This window comes from Janthinobacterium sp. PAMC25594, assembly GCF_019443505.1.
Lineage (GTDB): Bacteria > Pseudomonadota > Gammaproteobacteria > Burkholderiales > Burkholderiaceae_D > Janthinobacterium.
Genome location: NZ_CP080377.1, coordinates 3,993,626 through 4,014,282 on the forward strand (window position 1 = coordinate 3,993,626; position 20,657 = coordinate 4,014,282).

At 62.7% G+C, this 20,657-nt stretch carries 16 protein-coding genes; 4 read left to right on the forward strand and 12 right to left on the reverse strand.

The window, feature by feature from the left end:
• Window positions 1-5 precede the first annotated feature (5 nt).
• A complete protein-coding gene (locus tag KY494_RS17970) occupies window positions 6-773 on the forward strand; it encodes a TOBE domain-containing protein (RefSeq protein WP_219891636.1) in 768 nt (255 codons plus the stop codon).
• A gap of 101 nt (window positions 774-874) precedes the next feature.
• On the opposite strand, the gene KY494_RS17975 is transcribed toward KY494_RS17970, so the two are convergent.
• On the reverse strand, window positions 875-3,949 hold the full coding sequence (locus KY494_RS17975) for a response regulator (protein WP_219887735.1): 3,075 nt from the start codon (window positions 3,947-3,949) through the stop codon (window positions 875-877).
• A gap of 239 nt (window positions 3,950-4,188) precedes the next feature.
• Here KY494_RS17975 and fnr point away from each other — a divergent pair, with 239 nt between their 5' ends.
• Entirely contained in the window at window positions 4,189-4,947 is a 759-nt protein-coding gene (gene fnr / locus KY494_RS17980; RefSeq protein ID WP_071080086.1) for a fumarate/nitrate reduction transcriptional regulator Fnr, read from the forward strand.
• A 3-nt stretch (window positions 4,948-4,950) separates the two neighbouring features.
• Here fnr and KY494_RS17985 read toward each other — a convergent pair whose 3' ends face one another.
• The 6 genes from KY494_RS17985 to ccoN all read right to left on the reverse strand — a co-directional run bounded on the left by KY494_RS17985 (window position 4,951) and on the right by ccoN (window position 10,181).
• Window positions 4,951-5,475, reverse strand: coding sequence for a FixH family protein (locus KY494_RS17985; RefSeq protein WP_219134166.1), 525 nt, complete (start codon window positions 5,473-5,475; stop codon window positions 4,951-4,953).
• Window positions 5,476-5,621: 146 nt separating this feature from the next.
• Window positions 5,622-7,004 (reverse strand): cytochrome c oxidase accessory protein CcoG, encoded by a 1,383-nt coding sequence (gene ccoG, locus KY494_RS17990; protein WP_257572065.1) that lies wholly within the window; start codon window positions 7,002-7,004, stop codon window positions 5,622-5,624.
• Window positions 7,005-7,008: 4 nt separating this feature from the next.
• The gene (gene ccoP, locus KY494_RS17995) at window positions 7,009-7,929 is read right to left on the reverse strand and encodes a cytochrome-c oxidase, cbb3-type subunit III (RefSeq protein WP_219134167.1); all 921 of its coding nucleotides are present in this window, start codon (window positions 7,927-7,929) and stop codon (window positions 7,009-7,011) included.
• Window positions 7,922-8,122: a cbb3-type cytochrome c oxidase subunit 3 gene (locus KY494_RS18000; protein ID WP_071080089.1), complete on the reverse strand. Its 201-nt coding sequence runs from the start codon at window positions 8,120-8,122 to the stop codon at window positions 7,922-7,924. Before KY494_RS18000 ends, ccoP begins: the two co-directional genes overlap by 8 nt.
• Window position 8,123: 1 nt before the next feature.
• The gene (gene ccoO, locus KY494_RS18005; RefSeq protein ID WP_219134168.1) at window positions 8,124-8,738 is read right to left on the reverse strand and encodes a cytochrome-c oxidase, cbb3-type subunit II; all 615 of its coding nucleotides are present in this window, start codon (window positions 8,736-8,738) and stop codon (window positions 8,124-8,126) included.
• Window positions 8,739-8,753: 15 nt separating this feature from the next.
• Window positions 8,754-10,181, reverse strand: coding sequence for a cytochrome-c oxidase, cbb3-type subunit I (gene ccoN, locus KY494_RS18010; protein WP_046681775.1), 1,428 nt, complete (start codon window positions 10,179-10,181; stop codon window positions 8,754-8,756).
• A gap of 246 nt (window positions 10,182-10,427) precedes the next feature.
• Between ccoN and KY494_RS18015 the strand changes: the two genes are divergently transcribed.
• Window positions 10,428-12,566, forward strand: a complete 2,139-nt coding sequence (locus tag KY494_RS18015; RefSeq protein WP_219887736.1) for a DUF3274 domain-containing protein — start codon at window positions 10,428-10,430, stop codon at window positions 12,564-12,566.
• Window positions 12,566-14,038, forward strand: a complete 1,473-nt coding sequence (locus KY494_RS18020) for a virulence factor (protein ID WP_219887737.1) — start codon at window positions 12,566-12,568, stop codon at window positions 14,036-14,038. Before KY494_RS18015 ends, KY494_RS18020 begins: the two co-directional genes overlap by 1 nt.
• On the opposite strand, the gene ccoS is transcribed toward KY494_RS18020, so the two are convergent.
• Genes ccoS through KY494_RS18045 form a run of 5 tightly spaced genes read right to left on the reverse strand, consistent with a single transcriptional unit; the run spans window position 14,026 to window position 20,559 of the window.
• Window positions 14,026-14,208: a cbb3-type cytochrome oxidase assembly protein CcoS gene (gene ccoS / locus KY494_RS18025; protein WP_219887738.1), complete on the reverse strand. Its 183-nt coding sequence runs from the start codon at window positions 14,206-14,208 to the stop codon at window positions 14,026-14,028. The genes KY494_RS18020 and ccoS overlap by 13 nt on opposite strands.
• 2 nt (window positions 14,209-14,210) lie before the next feature.
• Window positions 14,211-16,652: a heavy metal translocating P-type ATPase gene (locus KY494_RS18030; RefSeq protein ID WP_219887739.1), complete on the reverse strand. Its 2,442-nt coding sequence runs from the start codon at window positions 16,650-16,652 to the stop codon at window positions 14,211-14,213.
• Between the two features lie 10 nt (window positions 16,653-16,662).
• Window positions 16,663-17,418 carry a sulfite exporter TauE/SafE family protein gene (locus KY494_RS18035; protein ID WP_219887740.1) on the reverse strand — a complete coding sequence of 252 codons (756 nt, stop codon included), beginning with the start codon at window positions 17,416-17,418 and terminating at the stop codon, window positions 16,663-16,665.
• Between the two features lie 9 nt (window positions 17,419-17,427).
• Window positions 17,428-18,876: an oxygen-independent coproporphyrinogen III oxidase gene (hemN, locus tag KY494_RS18040; protein WP_219134174.1), complete on the reverse strand. Its 1,449-nt coding sequence runs from the start codon at window positions 18,874-18,876 to the stop codon at window positions 17,428-17,430.
• Between the two features lie 24 nt (window positions 18,877-18,900).
• A complete protein-coding gene (locus KY494_RS18045; protein WP_219887741.1) occupies window positions 18,901-20,559 on the reverse strand; it encodes a PAS domain-containing methyl-accepting chemotaxis protein in 1,659 nt (552 codons plus the stop codon).
• Window positions 20,560-20,657 lie beyond the last annotated feature (98 nt).

Consider the following 20,657-nt stretch of genomic DNA (forward strand, 5'->3'; position numbering starts at 1 on the left):
TATGGATGACGGTGGGCGGAGAAAATCTGGGCGGCGCCGGCAGGGTGGAATTGCTGGGTGCCATCGCCGAGTGCGGCTCCATCACGCAGGCGGCCAAGCTCGTCAAGATGAGCTACAAGGCGGCCTGGGACGCCATCGACGCGATGAACAACCTGGCTGGCGAGCCGCTGGTCGAGCGCTTGACGGGCGGCAAGGGTGGCGGCGGCACGCGGCTGACGCAAAGGGGACGCCAGCTGGTCGATAATTTCCGTATCATCGAGCGCGAGCATGCCCGCTACCTGCGCCAGCTGGGCAGCCAGGCGGAAGGCATCGCCGACGATCTTTTACTCATACGGAGAATGGCCATGAAAACCACGGCACGCAATCAATTCCTCGGCAAAGTTGTTGAACTGAAACAAGGCGCCGTCAACGATGAAGTGACCTTGGAATTGCCGGGTGGACAGCACATCGTTGCCATCGTCACGCAGGGCAGCAGCGCCAGCCTGGGCCTGGTGCCGGGCGCGGAAGCGTTTGCGCTGATCAAGGCGTCGTCCATCATCCTCGTGGCGGACAGCGCAGGGGCGCGCTTTTCCGCGCGCAACCAGCTGTCCGGGCTGGTGACGCGCGTGCAGACGGGTGCCGTCAACACGGAAGTGGTGCTGGACTTGCCGCGCGGCGGCACGATTGCCGCCATCATCACGAACCAGAGCAGCACCGACCTGGGCATTGAGATCGGCAGCAAGGTGACGGCGATATTTAAAGCGTCCAGCGTGATTCTGGGCGTGCCCGCGTAAATTGGGTAGGTCGGATTAGCGGCGGCACGCCGCGTAATCCGACAATATTGTTGGCGAATCATGTCGGATTACGCGCTTGCGCGCTAATCCGACCTACTCTTTTAATCCTTCAGCCTGGACAACCAATCCGCCGCCGCCGCCAGCGCCAGTTCCAGTTCCTGCGCCGTGTGCGCCAGCAGGCTTGGCACCTCGTCCAGGCGGCCCGCGTCGATGGCTTCCTCGGTGGCGAACGCGGCGCGGATCAGGCGTTTCGTGCCCAGGGTGCCGACGGAGCCGCGCACGCCGTGCAGGATGCGCGCCACGTCGCTGTGGCGGCCCGCCTGCAACGCCGTTTCGGCGTCGCGCACGGGCGTCATGCCCTTGTTCAGCGCGTCTTCCACCATGCGCCGCAGCACGCCGCGCCCTTTCGCATCGCGGCCCATCACGCGCATCAGCGGCGCCATGGAAAATACTTCCTCATCGGCAAGGGGCACCGGCCCGGCCGTCTGCACGGGCGGGCGCTTCGGCAGGTGGCGCAGGATGACTCCCATCATCTCTTCCACCACCACGGGCTTGGCGATGAAATCGCTGATGCCGGCCGTCATGCAGCGCTCGCGTTCGGACGCCAGCACGCCGGCCGTCATGGCGATCACGGGCAAGTTCAAGCGCAGTTCCGTGCGGATGATGTGGGTGGCGCTGAAGCCGTCCATGACGGGCATCTGCATGTCCATCAGCACGATGTCGTAGCGCAGCGCTTCCGTGCGCAGCCGTTCCACGGCTTGCAAGCCGTCGCCCACCACGTCCAGCGTGGCGCCCATGTGTTCGAGGATGCCGCGCGCCACGGCCTGGTTCAAATGATTGTCTTCCACCAGCAGGAAATGCACGCCGGCCAGCTCTGTGCCCAGCGGCTGGTGCAGGATGCGCTGCTCGCCGCCGTCGTTCTTGGCGATCAGCGCCTGGTGCAGGGCATCGAACAGGCTCGAGCCCGTGATCGGCTTCATCAGCACGACATCGGCCTCGGCGGCGCTGGAGATTTCCTCCAGGTGGTTGCGGGCGAAGGCGTTGACCATCACCACGATGGGCTGGCGCTGGCCGCTGGCCGCCTGGCGGATGGCCTTGGCCGTGGCCAGGCCGTCCATGACGGGCATGTGCCAGTCGGCCAGCACCACGTCGTATGGTTGTTGCTGCGCCAGGCGTTCGCGGTACAGTTCGATGGCGGCAAAGCCGGAGTCCACTTCGTCGGCCAGCCAGCCCCAGGCCTCGATCAGTTTGACGATCAGTTCGCGCGTGGTGCGGTTATCGTCGGCCACCAGCAGGCGCAGCTGGCCCAGGGCCGGCGTGCGCCGCGTTTCGGCCGGCTGCGCCAGCATCTCGAACGGCACGCTGAACCAGAAGCGGCTGCCCTTGCCTTCGCTGCTGGCCACGGCGATATCGCCACCCATCATGTGGATCAGCTGCTTGCTGATGGCCAGGCCCAGGCCCGTGCCGCCGAAGCGCCGCGTGATGCTCTGGTCGCCCTGTGAAAAGGCGGCAAACAGTTGCTGTTGCTGCAGGTCCGTCATGCCGATGCCCGTGTCGCGCACTTCGAAGCGCAGCCAGGCGCGGCCGTTCTCTTTCTCGGTCAGGCTGACGGCCACCACCACTTCGCCGCTCTCGGTGAACTTGATGGCGTTGCCGGCCAAATTGACGAGGATCTGCTGCAGGCGCTGGGCATCGCCCACCAGGCGGCGCGGCACGTCGGGCTCGACGGCGATGGCCAGTTCCAGCTCCTTTTCACCCGCATTCATGGTCATCGTCGTGGCCAGCGTGTTCATGACTTCGTCGAGGTCGAATTCGACGGGCGACAATTCCATGCGGCGCGCCTCGATCTTCGAATAGTCGAGCACGTCGTTGAGGATGCCCAGCAGCGACTGGCCCGCCACGCGCACCATGGTCAGATACTTGCGCTGTTCCGTATCGAGCCTGGTATTGCCCAATAAGTACACCATGCCCAGCACGGCATTGAGGGGCGTGCGGATTTCATGGCTCATGTTGGCCACGAAATCGCTCTTCGCCCGGTTGGCCGCCTCGGCCCGGTCGCGCTCCTGTTCCAGTTCCGCCGCGCGCGATTCGAGTTCCTGCTGCAGGCGGTCGCGTTCGCTCATCAGGCCGTTGAACGCTTCCGTCAGTTCGCCGATCTCGTCGCGCTGCTGCACCGGCACGGGGGTGAAGCGGCTGCCGCTGGTGTGCAGCGCCCGCAGGGTGTCGCGCAGGCGTACCAGCGGCGACAGCAGGCGCACGGTGACCCAGCCCAGAACGGCTGCGGCCAGCAGCGAGGCGAGGGTGCTCCACAGCACCAGCCGGTACAGCACGCCATCGAACGGTTCGAAGGCATCGTCGAGGGGCAGCGAGGCGGCCAGCAGCCAGTTCACCGATTTCAGGCGCTTGAAGCTGTTGACGGCCGTGATGCCGCGGCTGTTGGTGCTGACCATGCTGCCTTCGCTATCGTTCTTCAGCAGCTGGGTCGTCGTCAGGTTGGCGTTCGGCTGGCGTGGCTGCAGCAAGCGGTCGGTATCGGGGTGCAGCACGTAACGCGGCACGGCGCCGCGCGTGAGGATGAAGTAATAGCCGCTCTTGCCGATCTTTTCCGAACGCAGGCGTCCCAGCAGGTTGTCCTTGTACAGGCGCAGCACGCCGATCACCACGCCGGCCACCTGGCCATCGGCCGTGAGCACGGGCGCGACCATCTGCACGATGGGCATGCCGCTCGATTTGCCCAGCATCGGCTCGGTGATCATGGGCTGGCGCGTGCGCAAGACGGTCTGGAAATATTCGCGCTCGGCCACGTTGATGCCGATGCGGCCCGTGACCAGCGGCATGTCGGCCACGACGGCGCCGTGCGCATCGAGCACCAGCACGTCGTCGAACAGCACCAGCATCGCGCGGCGCGAATAGTATTCGCGCAATTGGGCGGGCTGGCCGATCAATTCCGGCGGCTGCTGCCTGGCCGTCAGCGTGACGATCTGCAGCAGCATGCCCAGCTTGTCGTCGAGTTCGGCAGCGGTACGGGTGATCAGGGCAGATTGCTGGCTCAGCAGTACTCGGGTGAAGTCGGCGCGCATGTGCTGCAGCTGGATCATGGTGACCAGCGCGATCATGGCGATCGAGGTCAGGCTGGTGGCCAGCGCGACTTTTACTTTGATGCCGAGTGGCTTCATGATTTCCTTTTCAGTACCGGGCGGCACAGGCGGCAGATAATGCTGTCAGGAATTTTCCTATCAATGCCCCAGCTTGGCAAGCGCCACCGCGCAAATTGCCCTCCCCGCATGGGCTTTTGACGATGTTGCCATATAATCAAAGTCAGAACGTCGTTTATTCAGCGGAAATGCGGTGAAATTGGCACACGGCAACCCTGTATGCAGTAAACTTGTTGTTGCATTTTCTAAAAGGTACCGACATGACTGAAGCGCTACTCACTCCCACCATGCCCACAGTGACCGTGGAAGCGTTGCGTGCGCGATGCTCGACCTGCAGCATGCATCAATTGTGCCTGCCAATGGGCCTCGATGTGGGCGACATGGACAGGCTGGACCAGATCATCGGCCGCCGCCGCAAGATCGTGCGCGGTGCCTCGCTGTTCCGCATCGGCGACTCGTTCCAGAACCTGTACGCGATCCGCCTGGGGCACTTCAAGACGTACCAGATCAATCCGGGCGGCGAAGAGCAGGTGACGGGTTTCCAGATGGCTGGCGAACTGCTGGGCATGGATGCCATCAGCGCCGACCGCCACCACTGTAATGCGGTGGCGCTGGAAGACAGCGAAGTGTGTGAAATTCCTTTTTCCAGCCTGGAACAATTGCTGGGCAATATGCCGACCCTGCTGCGCCATTTCCATCGCATGATGAGCCAGGAAATCACGCGCGAACAAAGCGTCATGCTGTTGCTGGGCAATATGCAGGCGACCCAGCGTTTTGCCGCCTTTATCGTCAACCTGGCCTCGCGCTATGAAGCGCGCGGCTATTCGGCCAGCAAATTTCAGCTGCGCATGTCGCGCGAGGAAATCGGCAATTACCTGGGGCTGACCATCGAGAGCGTCAGCCGTTTATTGTCGAAATTCAAGAAGGAAGGCTGGCTGCGCGTCTCCAACCGCGAGATCGAGATCTTGCAGCCGGCCAAACTGAAGGCCATTACGGCCGGTACCGACGTCTGCAAATAAGGCTTACAGCTCTTCATCGGCGTGCAGCGCGATGCTGCGCTGCAGCGGCCAGGTCCAGATGCCGGACAGGCGCCACTCGCGTTTGTCGTTTTCCACCAGTACTTGCCAGCGGCTGCGTTCGAGCATCGGCAGCGCTACGGAAAAATTGCCGGCCGCATCGGGCTGCACCAGCAGCTTGATATCCTTTTCCGGCAGGGTCGCATGCGCCAGATGCAGCTGCAACGGACCCTGATAAGCCTTGCCGAAGCTGTGCACGGAACCACTGAGGCGCGCTGACGCCACATCATAGGACAGGCTGGTATCCATCGCCAGGTCGCTGGCGATCGTGTCGCGCCGCAAGTCCTGGTTGATCGCCTTGCCCTGCTTGTAATAATCACCTACCACCAGCGCATCGGGCTGCGTAAACGCGATATACGCCATGCAGCTGCCGACGACCACGGACAGGCCGGGACCGATCATCAGCAGCCAAGGCCAGCGATGCTTGTACCACGGTGCAACGGGAGGTTGCAGTTTCAGACTGTCGGACATTTTGTTCTCCTTGGGGGCGGACCCTGTGGGTCTGACCCCAGCTTTTGCTTCCGGGTTGAAAATCAAGTGACCCTAACGCATGATTGATGATACCCCTACGGCGAAATACCGGGGTCGGACCCAGAGGGTCCGACCCCGAATCAACATCACCGCGGCACGATGAAGACCGCGCTTTCACGCACATGCAGCGATGGGTCGTCCAGCGAGTGCAATTCGATCGCAATCTTGTTCGACCCCTTTTCTCCCACGCCGTGCGGCACGCGCAGGCGGATCGGCCAGCCCAGCGTTTCCGTCGGCTGCAAGGTCACCTCTTCGCGCGTCAGCAAGGTCAGGCCCGGCAAGCCGGAAGCGCTGATTTTGAAATGCTGGGTTTGCTCGGACGTGTTCATGATCTGCAGGCGGTAGACGTTTTCGATCATGCCGTCTTCCACTTCGCGTCCCATCGAACCGCGGTCGCGGATCACGTCCATTTTCAGGGGCGTGCGCAGGGCCAGCGAGGTACACACGGCGATGATGATCAGGGCCAGGATGGAAGTGTAGATCAAGACGCGCGGGCGCATGGCGCGCTGGCGTATCTGCTTCGAATTGAAGTTGTTTTCCATCGCATGGTCGGTACTGTAGCGTACCAGTCCCCGTGGCCGCTCGACCTTGTCCATCACGGTATTGCAGGCATCGACGCAGGCGGCGCAGCCGATGCATTCATACTGCAGGCCGTTGCGGATATCGATGCCGGTCGGACACACCTGCACGCACAGCGTGCAGTCGATGCAATCGCCGAGCTTGTCGTTGTTGCCGGCCTTCTTGCTGATGGCGCCACGCGGTTCGCCGCGCTTGGCATCGTAAGTGATGATCAGGGTGTCCTGGTCGAACATGGCGCTCTGGAAGCGCGCGTAGGGGCACATGTATTTGCACACCTGCTCGCGCAGCCAGCCCGCGTTGCCGTAGGTTGCCAGGCTGTAGAACAAGACCCAGAACCATTCCCAGGGACCGAAATTGAGGGTGGTCACCGCCTGCGCCAGTTCCTTGATCGGCGTGAAGTAGCCGACAAAGGTAAAGCCCGTCCACAGGGCGATGGCGCCCCATACCAGGTGCTTGGCCGTCTTCTTGACGGCCTTGCGCACGGAGGGCCCCTGCTTGTCGAGGGCCATGCGCGCGCTGCGCGTGCCCTCGATGCGGCGTTCGACCCACAGGAAGATTTCCGTGTATACCGTTTGCGGGCAAGAGAACCCGCACCACACCCGCCCGGCAATGGCCGTGACGAGGAACAACAAATACGCACAGATGATCAGCAGGGCCGCCAGATAGATGAAATCCTGGGGCCACAGCACGACGCCGAAAATGTAGAACTTGCGCGTGGTCAAATCGAACAGCAGGGCTTGCCTGCCATTCCAGGTCAACCACGGCAAGCCGTAGAACGCCAGCTGGGTAAGCCATACGCATACCCATCGCCAGGTAGCGTAGCGTCCTTTGGCCTCGCGAGGGTAGATCTGCTCGCGGGCCGCATACATCTTGATGACTTGAGGTTCCATTACATCATTTCACGGGCGTCTGAGGATTCGACAGGCTCCAGACATACGCCGACAGCACGTGGACCTTGGACTCGCCGAGGAAATCGCTGAAGGCCGGCATGGTGTTGTTGCGTCCCTTGCGGATGGTTTCCATGATGGTATCGGCACTGCCGCCGTACAGCCAGATCTTGTCCGTCAGGTTAGGCGAACCGAGCATCTGGTTGCCCTTCGCATCGGCGCCGTGACAGGCCATGCAGGCGCCGAACTTGGCCTTGCCCAGCACGGACTTGACGGGATCCGAGGTGGAACCGGACAGGCTCAGCACATAATGGGCCACGTTCTCGACATCCTTTTCGGAACCCAGTGCGGCGCCCATCGGCGGCATCTGCCCATTGCGGCCGTGCATGATGGTGGTCTTGATGATGTCGGGATCACCGCCATACAGCCAGTCCTTGTCGGTCAGGTTGGGGAAGCCCTTGTTGCCGCGCGCATCCGAACCGTGGCATTGCGCGCAGTAGGTCAGGAACAGACGCTGGCCGATGGCTTGCGCCTGCGGATCGGCGGCCACCGTCTTCAAGTCCTGGCTCAGGTACTTGTTGAACAGGGGACCGTAGTCGGCTTCCGCCTTCTTCAGCTCTTCCTCGTACTGGCCCGTCGATTTCCAGCCCAGGCTGCCGGCATAGGTGCCCAGGCCCGGGTACAGGAACAGATACGCCAGGGCGAAGACGATGGTGATGTAGAACAACCACATCCACCAGCGCGGCATCGGCGTATTGAGTTCCTTCAAGTCCTCGTCCCAGACGTGGCCCGTGGTGCCGTCGGCAGGCGCGCCTTCGACCACTTTGATTTTCGACTGCGAGTACAGCAGCACGCCGCAGCCGATGATGCCCAGCAGGGACAGCACGATGATGTAGATATTCCAGAAGCCATTGGTAAAGTCAGCCATGGTTGCGCTCCCCTTGTGCCGGCGCGGCATCGGCCGCGTAGTCGAGCGCCTCGTCGTCGAACGGCAGGCGCGCCGCCGCGTCGAAGTCGCTATTGCTGCGGCTGAACGTCCACCACAGGATACCTACGAACGTCGTAAAGGAAACCACCGTCATGACGCTGCTGGCGCTGTCAAACAGGTTTTCGATTGCCATGCTAATTCCTTGTTTTGATTAATGTACCGAGGCCTTGCAGATAGGCGACCAGGGCGTCTTCTTCCGTCTTGTCCTGCAGCTGCGCCGGGCCGGCGGTGATTTCCGCATCGCTGTACGGCTGGCCCAGGCGTTTCAGGGCGCGCATCTTCGGCATGATGTCGTCAGGCACCAGCTTGGTCTTCGCCAGCCATGGGTAGGCCGGCATGTTCGACTCGGGCACCACGTCGCGCGGATTGTTCAAGTGCGTGCGGTGCCATTCATCGCTGTAGCGGGCACCCACGCGGGCCAGGTCCGGCCCCGTGCGCTTGGAACCCCACTGGAACGGACGGTCGTAGACGAACTCGCCAGCGACCGAATAGTGGCCATAGCGTTCCGTTTCCGCGCGCAGCGGACGCACCATCTGCGAGTGGCAGTTGTAGCAGCCTTCGCGCACGTAAATGTCGCGGCCCGCCAGGCGCAGCGGCGAATACGGCTTCAGGCCGGCGATCGGCTCCGTCGTGCTCTTCTGGAAGAACAGGGGAACGATCTCGACGGCGCCGCCGATGCTGATCACTACCGTGACCAGGGCGATCAGCAGCCAGGGGTTTCTCTCAATCCATGCATGTGAAAATTTCATTTGCTTTCGCTCCTATCAGGCGTGCGCCGCGTTCAGTTCTGGAATGCGGGCGACGGGGAGTTTGCTGCCGCGCAAGGTCATCCAGGTGTTGTAGCCCATGATGCACATACCCGACAGGTACAGCAGGCCACCGGCCACGCGCACCACGTAGTACGGATACGTTGCTTTCACGCTCTCGACAAAGGTGTAGGTCAGGGTGCCGTCCGGATTGACCGCACGCCACATCAGGCCCTGCATCACGCCGGCGATCCACATTGCGGCGATGTACAGCACGATGCCGATGGTGGCCACCCAGAAGTGCACGTCGACCAGACGCGTGCTGTGCATCTGCGTGCGGCCCGCCAGGCGTGGCAGCAGATAGTAGATCGAACCCATGGTGATGAAGCCCACCCAGCCCAAGGCACCCGCATGCACGTGGGCAACGGTCCAGTCGGTGTAGTGCGACAGCGAGTTGATGGTCTTGATCGACATCATCGGACCTTCGAAGGTGGCGATGCCGTAGAACGACAGCGAGACGATCATGAATTTCAGGATCGGATCGGTACGCAGCTTGTGCCAGGCGCCCGACAAGGTCATGATGCCGTTGATCATGCCGCCCCAGCTTGGTGCCAGCAGGACCAGCGAGAAGACCATGCCGATCGATTGCGTCCAGTCAGGCAATGCCGTGTAGTGCAGGTGATGCGGGCCCGCCCACATGTAGGTGAAGATCAGCGCCCAGAAGTGGACGATCGACAAACGGTACGAGTACACGGGGCGCTCGGCCTGTTTCGGGATGAAGTAGTAGACCATGCCCAGGTAGCCGGCGGTCAGGATGAAACCCACCGCGTTATGGCCGTACCACCACTGGATCATGGCATCCTGCACGCCCGCATAGGCGGAATACGACTTGGTGAACGAGGCTGGCATGACGGCGCCATTGACCACGTGCAAAATCGTCACGGCCAGGATGTAGGCGCCGAAGAACCAGTTGGCCACGTAGATGTGCTTGACCTTGCGCTTGATCAGGGTGCCGAAGAACACGATGGCGTAGGCGATCCAGACGACGGCGATGAGGATGGCGATAGGCCATTCCAGCTCGGCGTATTCCTTGCCGCGGGTCAGGCCCATGGGCAGGCTGACGACCGCGCACAGGATCACCGCTTGCCAGCCCCAGAACGTGAAGGCGGCCAGTTTGTCGGAAAACAGGCGCACCTGGCAGGTGCGTTGTACAACGTAGTACGAGGTGGCGAACAGGCCGCAGATGCCGAAGGCGAAAATCACCGCATTCGTGTGCAGCGGACGCAAGCGTCCGTATGTCAGCCATGGTATGTCGAGGTTCAGGGCAGGCCAGGCCAACTGAGCGGCGATGATAACGCCAACCAGCATGCCGATGATGCCCCATACCACAGTAGCGACCGCGAATTGCTTCACGATCTTGTAGTTATAGTTCAGCGATTGATCCACAAAGACTCTCCCTGGAATTACTATTTATGATGGTGGCCAGAGAGTAAGTGTTTGACCGCGAAAAAACTTTGATGTGGATCAAAATTCCCCGGATGAAATAAGCGTATCTAACTGACATCGAAATAAATTGTGATTTGGGTAAAAAAAGCCATGCAAGATCCCTGCAACCGCTGGCTTGACATGGCGTAAAACGTGCGTGGAGGCAATGACTTAGAGTGGTTTGTCCAGACACGTCCAAGGCCCGCCATGGAAGACCCGGAACGCCGCGATTCGTTGAATGCCCAGGTAGACCTGGTCGTCGGCAAGGCCGAGGGCACGACCCTGTTCGATCACGGCAAGCTCGCTTGCCTGGTGCAGGCGCCGTCGCCGGGCATCGTTATCTTCGTGCATGGCGTCAATTCCGAGGGCGAGTGGTACCGCGCGGCCGAAGCCGGCCTGTGCGCCGGCCTGAACACGCGCATGAAGCGCTGCGACGAGCACATGGCGCATGCCACGGCGCAGGGCGGGCAGCTGACGCCGGTGGGCTATCGGAGCGAACTGAGCGATGACGGCTATGTCGATCCCGACTATACGGCCGCCACCTTCATCGGACCGCAAGCGCATTTCTCGCCCGTGATCCAGTTCCGCTGGGGCTACAAGGCCAGCGACAGGGAATTGCAGCAATATGGCGATTCGGTCTACCTGAACGAACACGCTTACTGGGGCGGCGGCCCGTTCGCCAATGGCTGCTCATCGCTGCCGGATCTGTGGGGCGAGGGCCTCTCGGACGCCCTCTTCCTGTTCATCCATATCGAGCATCTGAATCCCGTCAACGACCGCATCGTGTATGCCTGCCCGCCGCGTCCCTACTTCGTGCTGGCCGCGCTGCGCCTGGCGCACCTGGTGGCGGCCATCCGCCGGCAGCAGGCCGACGTCCCGATCACCCTCGTTTGTCACAGCCAGGGCAATATGGTGGGCATGGCGGCCGCGTTTCTGGGCAATAAGATGGCCGAGGTGCAGGATGCGGCAGGCAAAAGCGGCCGTTGCGTGGCCGATACTTATGTCTTGTGCAACCCTCCGTACAGCCTGTTGCGCAGAAATGACACGGAAGGCTGGCTGCAGGGGCAAGTCAGGGATGTCGATGGCAATGTGGGCCGGCAAAGCGGCGAGGCGCGCCGCAAGACCCTGGCGGCATTTTTCGACATCGTGCGCGGCCAGGCCAGGGAGCCGCCCCTGTCTGCCGCCTTGGCGTGCATGGCCGCCAACGTGCGCCATGATTTCACGCTGGACAAGGACAAGGCTAGCTATGCCTGCGGCCCGCAGCCGACGACGCGCGGCCGCGTCACCCTGTATTGCAATCCGCACGATCAGGTGATTTCCGCCACGCCCATCCAGGGCATCGGCTGGTTGGGTCTCAGCGCCGAACAGATCAAGGCCACGCGCGGCGACGGCGTGTTTACCCAGCGGGTGTTTGCGCAAGGCTTTCCCGTTGGCCAGCACGGCGATTATGACTATTGGAGCAATCACTATCGCCAGCCCGCGCGGGGCAGCGCCGATTTCTGGCATCCTCATTCGCCGATCTCCAAATACGATCCAGACAAGGGCGTGCGCGCCAGTACCAGCGCGGCCGGCAAGGCGGCGAGCGTGCGCACGGCCGCCGCCATGTCGGCCCTCATGAAGATGCTGAAGACGCCCATCAATGCCGTGCCGCCCGATGACTGGCACATCCCCGTGACGGCGCCCGCCTTGCCGGAAGTGTTTATACCGCAGGCCGTGCGCTTTGGCGTACCCAGCCTACAGTTCGATCAGGATATCGAGCCGCCCGGCACGCACCGCCAGGCGGGCAAGGCACGTCAGAAAGGTGAGCCGTATGCCGATACAAGCGTGGGCGGCAAGCCGCAGGGCGACCGCGATACCGAGGCGGCACTGCGCTACGAAGACCATGCCCGCCTGCGCATGAAGGCCCGCCGCGAGAAGCTCGACGGCCTTGACGGCAAGGCGATGATGGAAGACGACCTGTCCACCGCCACGCCGGAATATTTGCAATGGCGCAAGCAGGAAATCCAGGCGCAACTGGTGGCGACCTGCGACACGCATGCCACCGACCACTCCACCATCCTGACCAATCCCTGGCACGCGGAAAAGGCGCTGGCGTATGACGTGGCGATTGGGGTGTGTCATATCAGCGAGGAGGCGATGCGGGAATTGAGAGTGATTGCGGATTGGCGATTGTTGAAGGAGCTGGAAAAAAGGGGTAATCCAAACAGAATTTTTCTTGAGTATTTCAAGCTTGGTTTGTTTAAGAAAAAGCCGTTATTGGAGTGGGTTAAAAGTGATGGCAGCACAGGGCGCATGCCTTCTGAAATTGTGGATGAGCGCATGTACAAGCGCCCGGAGACATCCTGATGCGTAACTTGATTGCTACCTTTCCGCGCCGGCTGGGTTGGAGCATGTGCGTATTCAGTCTTGCGTCTGGTATTGCACTCTGGTCTGTATTGCAGACCGGGCCAACCGATGTTCCTCTTGAAGGAGGATTGCTGATGAAACGACTATTGTTGATGCCGGCATTACTGGCGCTTGCCGTGCTTTTTTTAACGTCGGCCAGCGCCAGCAAGGCGCCGGTAGCCATACCGATTGCCGCCGTCGCGCCCATTGCGCAAGAGCAACCGTACATGGCGCAGGTCGTGGGCGTGCAGTGGCTCAATCCCCTGCAGCGGCGCGATTATCCGACTGAATGGCAACTGTTGTGGACACTGGGGCTGGCGAAGCCGAACAAGGACGATAGCAAAGTAAAGGAAAATCCTGTGCGTTTTGGCAAGGTGCAATCGATAGGCATGATTGCTTCCGGCAACAAGGGGCGGGAAACATTCAATGGGTATCATGAAAAGTATGTGGAAGAATTGATCACGCTGTTTCATGATATTTATTTTTCGAACGAAGAATATTTTTACAACGCCCATTCGCTGACCAACAAATCCACGCGCCGTGAATTGGCCGGCATTCGCGTTGAATATGCATTGCCGGCCGGGCGGCTTGATCCTGTGGAAGTGGCGGAATATTTGCGCGAGGAGATTGTCGATACCTTCAGCATCGGCAACCCCTCCTTCCCCGATTCCTGGACCACAGCCACGCCGCCCGACGTGCGCGTCACCATGGGCGGCGCCAATGCGGGCTTTACGTCACTGGCGGCTGGGATGGCTTATCTGCAGGCGAACCCCGACAAGACGGTGTGGGTGATGAACTGGGACGCGCCCAGTTATCCGCCCAAGGATGAGCAGATCAATGAAAACATGGTCTTGCTGGTGCTGGCCGGTCCTGGCTATAAGACGGACCGCGCGCCGTTGGCCTGGCTGGGCTTTCCCGCCACGCGCAAGGTCGCCGATTTCACCGCCGACAAAGGCGCTTCCCCACGCGTCGTGCAGGCCTGGAGCCACGCCATCGATGCTGCCGCCCGGAACGCGCAATTGAACGATGACGCCATCGGCTACGTCATCCACGATGCCGGCAGCACCTATCCGGTCTCGTCAGAACGGCTCGGTCCGCTGGCGCAAAGCCTGACGCAGCAATTGCCCGACTTCGATTTCAACAAGCAGACCTTCAACATGCCGGCGCTGCTGGGCGAGACGGGCGCCGGCACGGCGCTGACCAACGTGGCGCTGGCCATCGGTTATGCGAACCACGTGGGCCGGCCCGTGCTGGTGGCGGGCAGCAGCGACAGCGAGAGTGTGACTGCCGTGGTGGTGGCGCCGCCGGCCGTCGTGCGGCCCGTCGACCACGAACAACCGTGGTTCCGCGCGCGCGGCGGCAATACCGTGTTTCTGCCGTGGTGGGGCCGGCGCTTCGATGCGCGGCCGGGGTCGCAGGGCTATTCGCGCTGAGGCGCGGGCGGGGTAGCCGCTTCCGGCGGCGTATCGTCGTCCTGCAGCACGCGCAGGCCCGGTCCGACGAGGTCGTCGAACTGGCCGCTGTCCGAGGCCGTGAAATACACCCACAGCGCGATGAAGACGACCACGACGCTTAAGGGGATGAGGAGGTACAGTGCTTCCATGTTCAGGCTTTCCGCAAGCGCAGGGCGTTGGCGATGACGACCGCCGAACTGGCAGCCATGCCGACGCCGGACAGCCAGGGGTTGAGGTAACCCAGCGCGGCGGCCGGGATGGCCGTCAGATTGTACAGGGTGGCCCAGCCCAGGTTTTCGCGGATGATGCGCATGCTGCGCGCGGCCGTTTTCGCCGTGTCGAGCACGGACACCAATTGGCTCGACAGCAGCACCGTGTCCGCATGCGCCTGCGCCAGCGCGGCGCCGGAACCCATGGCGAACGAGACGTCGGCCGCGCTCAGCACGGCGGCGTCGTTGATGCCATCGCCGACCATCGCCACGACGGCGCCCGTCGCCTGCAATTGCTGTACGAAATCGAGCTTTTCATCGGGCAGGCATTCGCCGCACGCCGTGTTGATGCCCAGTTCCGTCGCCACGCTTTGCGTCAGCGCTTCCTGGTCGCCGCTGAGCAACACGACTTGCTTGCCGCGTCGCTGGAAATACTCGACCACCTCGCGCGCCTCGGGACGCAACGCATCACTGAGCAGGAAGCGCGTCAACCAGCGCCCCTGCGTGCCCAGGTATAGCGGCGTCATGCCTTGCATGCCGACGGCCGTGTCGCCCAGCGGCGGCCCGGCGATGGCGGCGACAAAGGCCGCATTGCCCAGGCGATAGCGCACGCCGTCGATCACGCCTTCGAGTCCCTGGCCCTGCACTTCCTGCAGGTTTTCCGCATGCGCGCGCGACTGCTGTCCTGGCAACCCTTCGGCGGCTGCCAGGATCGCCTGCGCCAGCGGATGGGCGCTGCCCGCTTCCAGCGCGGCGGCCACTTGCAGGCAGTCGTCCTCCGTCATGCTGCCGAGTCCCTCGATCTGTTGCAGCACGGGCCGGCCGAGGGTCAGGGTGCCCGTCTTGTCGAAGACGATGTGGGTGGCGCGGTGCAGGGTTTCCAGCACATGCGGCTGGACGATCAGCACGCCGCGTCGCAGCAGGCTGTCGGTGGCGGCAGCCAGCGCCGTCGGCGTGGCGAGAGAAAGCGCGCAGGGGCACGACACGACCAGCACGGCGATGGCCACGGGCCAGGCCCGCGACGCATCGTGCCAGCTCCAGAAGGCGAACACGGCGATGGCAAACAGCAGCAGGCCCAGCACGAACCAGGCGGCCACTTTATCGGCCCACTGCGCGATCTGCGGCTTGCCGCTGCCGGCCCGTTCGATCAGTTTCAATAAATCGGACAAGGTGCTTTCGCGCGCCGGTTTCAAGACGCGCAGGATCAATGCCGCGCTGGCGTTGATGGCGCCGCCCGGCACCTGTTCGCCCGTCTTGCGCCGCTGTGCCGCGCTCTCGCCCGTCAGCAGCGATAAATCGAGCGCGCTCGTGCCTTCGATGATGACGCTGTCGGCGGCGATGGCCTCGCCCGGTTTGACTAAAATGATGTCGCCCACGTCCAGCGTACCGGCCGGCACCAGGGTGGTGGCGCGGTTGTCGGGAAAGCCCGCCATCAGCGAGGCCGAGGCGGGCAAGGCGTGCTGCAAGCGCTCCAGCGCCGAGGCTGCCTTGCGGCGCGCCTGCAGCTCGTAATAGCGGCTGCACAGCAGCAGGAAGATGAACATCGTGGCCGAGTCGTAATACACCTCGCCACGGCCCGTAAAGGTCGCCACCACGCTGCCGAAGAAGGCCGCCAGGATGCCCAGCGCCACGGGCACGTCCATGCCCAGGGTACGCGCGCGCAGGCTGGCCCAGGCGCCCTGGAAAAACGGCATGGCCGAATAGCAGATGGCAGGTAACGTCAGCAGCAGGCTGGCCCAGCGCATCAGGCTGGCCATACTGTCGTCCAGGGTGCCGTCTTCGGCGGCCAGGTAGGCGGGCGCCACGTACATCATCACCTGCATCATCGACAGGCCCGCCACGAACAGCTGGCGGCCCAGGGTCTTGCTGGCTTTTTGCAGGCGCTCGCCATGGCGCACGGCGTCATACGGATACGCCGTGTAGCCGACTTGCCGCACGGCTTGCAGGATGTCGCCCGGCTCGCATTCGGCACGGCTCCAGCGCACGTACAGGCGTTCCGTGGCGACGTTCAGGCTGGCGGCCTGTACGCCGGGCAGGCGCGTCAATTGACGCTCGATCAGCCAGACGCAGGCGGCGCAGCGGATGCCTTCGACGGACAGGGTCGCTTCGCAGCTGCTGGCGTCGCGCGCGAATTGCGCATCGTCATTGCTGTACAGGCGCAATTCGGGCGGCATCAGGGTGGCATCAAACGCGTTGACGGCGTATTCGTCGCGGTCGCGGTAATACGCGCTCTGGCCGATGTCGACGATGGTTTGCGCCACCGCTTCGCAGCCGGGGCAGCACATGGCGCGCGGCAGCTCGTCGATGGTGACGTTCCAGCTGGAACCGCTGGGGACGGGCAAGCCGCAATGGAAGCAGGCGGACGGTTTTAACACAGCATTCATACGATTCTTTTCATGGATGGCCCGTGACGCACAGGGCGTCGAGCCAGCCCAGCGACACGCCATTCGCGGCGCGCAGCAGGCCCAGCAAGCCAAAGCCCAGCACCAGCAAACCGCTGGCGATGCGCACGGGACGGCGCTGCATCTGCGCGCGCAAGCGCGTGCCCAGCAAGCCCATGCCCAGCAGCATGGGCAGGGTGCCCAGGCCGAAGGCGCCCATGGCGGCCGCGCCTTGCAGCGCCGAACCCTGCAGCATGGCCGTCAGCAGGGCGCTGTAGACCATGCCGCACGGCACCCAGCCCCACAGGCCGCCCACGGCCAGCGCTTTGAATGGCGTATCCATCGGCATCAAGGGCTTCAACAGGGGGCGCACGCGGCGCCAGATGACGTTGCCGGCCGCTTCCAGGTGGGCCAGGCCGCGCCAGGCATCCATCAGGTACAGGCCCAGGGCGACGAGCATCAGGTTGGCCAGCCAGTAGCCGGCCACTTGCAGGGAAGCCAGGTGCAGCATGCCCGCGCCCGCCAGGCTGCCGGCCAGGGCGCCGGCCAGCATGTAGCTGGCGATGCGCCCGCCGTTGTAGGCCAGCACGCGCAGCACGTTAGCCTGCAGCGCGGGGCGCGCCACGGCGATGGCGATCACGGGACGCGCTGGCGCTGGCGCACCGCCGCTGATCGACAGGGCGCCCACGATGCCGCCGCACATGCCGATGCAGTGCACGCTGCCGGCCAGGCCGACCAGGAACATGGGCACGAGGCTGAGGGCGTTCATCGGGCGGCGTTACACCGTTTTCGAGTAGCGCAGCGGCTGCACCGCGTCCGGCGCCGCGTTGGCGCGGGCCATGGTCAGGTAGCGGTCGAAGACCATGCAGATATTGCGGATCAGCAAGCGCCCTTTCGGCGTCACCGTCAGCCAGTCTTCCTCGATGACGAGCAAGCCATCGCGCGCCAGTTCGCGCAGCTTTTCCAGCTCGGCGGCGAAATAGCTGCGGAACTTGACGGGGTGGGCTTGCTCGATGGTGGCGATCGACAATTCGAAATTGCACATCAGCATTTGGATGATGATACGGCGCAACAAATCGTCCGTATCGAGCTTGATGCCGCGCGCGATCGGCAACACGCCTTCGTCGAGCTTTTCGTAGTAGGCGTCGAGCGTCTTTTCATTCTGGCTGTAGACGGCGCCGACGGAACTGATGGCCGACACGCCGCAGGCGATCAGATCGGCTTCCGCGCGCGTCGAATAGCCCTGGAAATTGCGGTGCAAGCGGCCCTGGCGCTGCGCCACGGCCAGGTCGTCCGTCGGCTTGGCGAAATGGTCCATGCCGATGTACACATAGCCGGCTGCCGTCAGGCGCGCGATGCACAGTCCCAGCATGGCCAGCTTGGTGGCGCTGTCGGGCATGTCGGCGTCGAGGATGCGGCGCTGCGGCTTGAACAAATGCGGCATGTGCGCGTAATGGTACAGGGCGATGCGGTCGGGGCTGGCGTTGATCACCTTGCGCAGGGTTTCCGTCATCGTCTCCAGGTTTTGCTTCGGCAAACCGTAGATCAGGTCGATGCTGATCGAGCGGAAACCGGCGTCGCGCGCCGCCTGCATGATGGCCACCGTTTCCGCTTCCGGCTGGATGCGGTTGACGGCTTTTTGCACGTCGGCGTCGAAATCCTGCACGCCCAGGCTGATGCGATTAAAGCCTTGCGCGCGCAGCGAAAACACGCGTTCGCGCGACACGGTGCGCGGGTCGATTTCGATCGAATACTCGCCGTCTTCATCGGAAGCGAACTCGAAATGCTGGCGCAAATGCAGCATCAGCTCATCCATCTGCTTTTCGCTCAGGTAAGTCGGCGTGCCGCCGCCGAAATGCAGCTGTTCGATCTGGTTCATGCCGGAAAACAGCTTGCCCTGCATGGCGATTTCCTGTTTCAGATAACTGAGATAGGTGGCGGCCTTGCTGCGGTCTTTGGTGATGATCTTGTTGCAGGCGCAGTAGTAGCACAGGGTATCGCAGAACGGCACGTGCACGTACAGCGACAGCGGACGACGGCCGCCGCGCATGCGCAGCGCGGCCAGCGCTTCGAGGAAATTGCCGTAGCCGAAGTCGGCATTGAAACGGTCGGCGGTCGGGTACGATGTGTAGCGGGGGCCGGACTGGCTCATCTTGCCGATGATGACCGGGTCGAATTCGACGACGGCGTCCAGGTCGGCGGAAGCACTGCTGAGTAGTGTAGGCATGGTGTGTTTGTATTCTTGAAAGGTTTAGGCGGCCAGGCGTTTCATGGCAGGTTTGCCGGCGTTCGCGGCGCCTCCCTTGCCGCCAGGCATGGCGACGCGGCGCGGTGGCGGCATCTTGCCGAAATTGAACAGACTCACGGCTTGCGACAGGCTGGCCGCTTCTTCCGCCAGGCGCGTGGCGGCCGCGGCGGCTTCTTCCACCAGGGCCGCGTTCTGCTGCGTCACCTGGTCCATGTGGGCGATGGCCTGGTTGACCTGGTCGACACCGATGCTCTGTTCGCGCGAAGCGATGGAAATTTCCTGCATGATGGCAGTGACTTGCTTGACGGAACTGACCACCTGCTCCATGGTGGCGCCGGCGCGGTTCACCTGCAGCATGCCGGCGCCCACCTTGCCGACGGAAATTTCAATCAGCTGCTTGATGTCCTTGGCCGCCACGGATGAGCGCTGCGCCAGGTTGCGCACTTCGCCCGCCACCACGGCGAAGCCCCTGCCCTGTTCGCCGGCGCGGGCCGCTTCCACGGCCGCGTTCAGGGCCAGGATATTGGTCTGGAAGGCGATGCCTTCGATCAGGGCGATGATGTCGACGATTTTCTTCGACGAGGTGTTGATCTCGTCCATGGTGGTGATGACTTCGGCAACGATCTCGCCGCCCTGCACGGCCACTTTCGAGGCGGCCACGGCCAGCTCGTTGGCCTGCACCGAGTTGTCCGCGTTCTGTTTCACCGTCGACGAGAATTCCTCGATGCTCGAGGCCGTCTCTTCCAGACTGGCCGCCTGCGATTCCGTGCGGCCCGACAGGTCCATATTGCCAGCGGCGATTTGCTTGGTGGCGACAGCCATGGTTTCCACGTTGATGCGCACGTCGCGGATGGTGGCGATCAGGTTGCTGTTCATCTGTTGCAGCGCGCGCAGCAATTGCCCCACTTCATCCGTGCTGTCCGTTTCGAAACTGCCCGACAGGTCGCCGGCGGCAATCGCCCGCGCGCCGTTCAGGGCCTTGCCCAGCGGCTTGAGCACGGACATGCGCAAGGTGTACCAGAGGAAAACGTTGATCAGGAAGCCGAACAGGGTGGCGCCGAAGATGGCGTAATTGGTGATCTTGCCGCCGCTGGCGAACAGGCTGATGACGCACACCAGCAGTTGCAAACAGTTGACGATGGAGGTGGCGGCCCAGATGCGCAGGTTGAGCGACATGTGCGTCAGGTTGTGCAGCAGGTGCGCCAGGCCCGGACGCACGATTTGCCCGTTCTTGATGACGATATTGCCGCCTTCCTTGTTGCGGATGGCCGCGTAGGCTTCCTCGGTCGCCTTGACCTGATCCTTGTCGGCCTTCACGCGCACCGACATGTAGCCGATGGTCTTGCCCGCTTCGCGGATGGGCGTGACGTTGGCGCGCACCCAGTAAAAATCGCCGTTCTTGCAGCGGTTCTTGACCAGGCCCGTCCACGGCGTGCCGGCCTGGATCGAGGTCCACAGGTCGGCAAACGCTTCGGCCGGCATGTCCGGGTGGCGCACGATATTTTGCGGCGAACCGATCAGCTCTGCCTCGCTGAAGCCGCTGACCTGGCTGAAGTACGGGTTCACATACACGATATTGCCGTTCATATCCGTTTTCGACACGATGGCCTGATCGTCCAAGACGAGAACTTCACGGTTAGTCACTGGCAAATTTTGGCGCATGGTCGCGGCTTCCTGATCAGTTAAAGAGCTAATTGGTGAGTAAGACTTGCACGATTGCAAGAATGGAGATCAGTGTAAGGAGTCGCCTGCGCAAATTT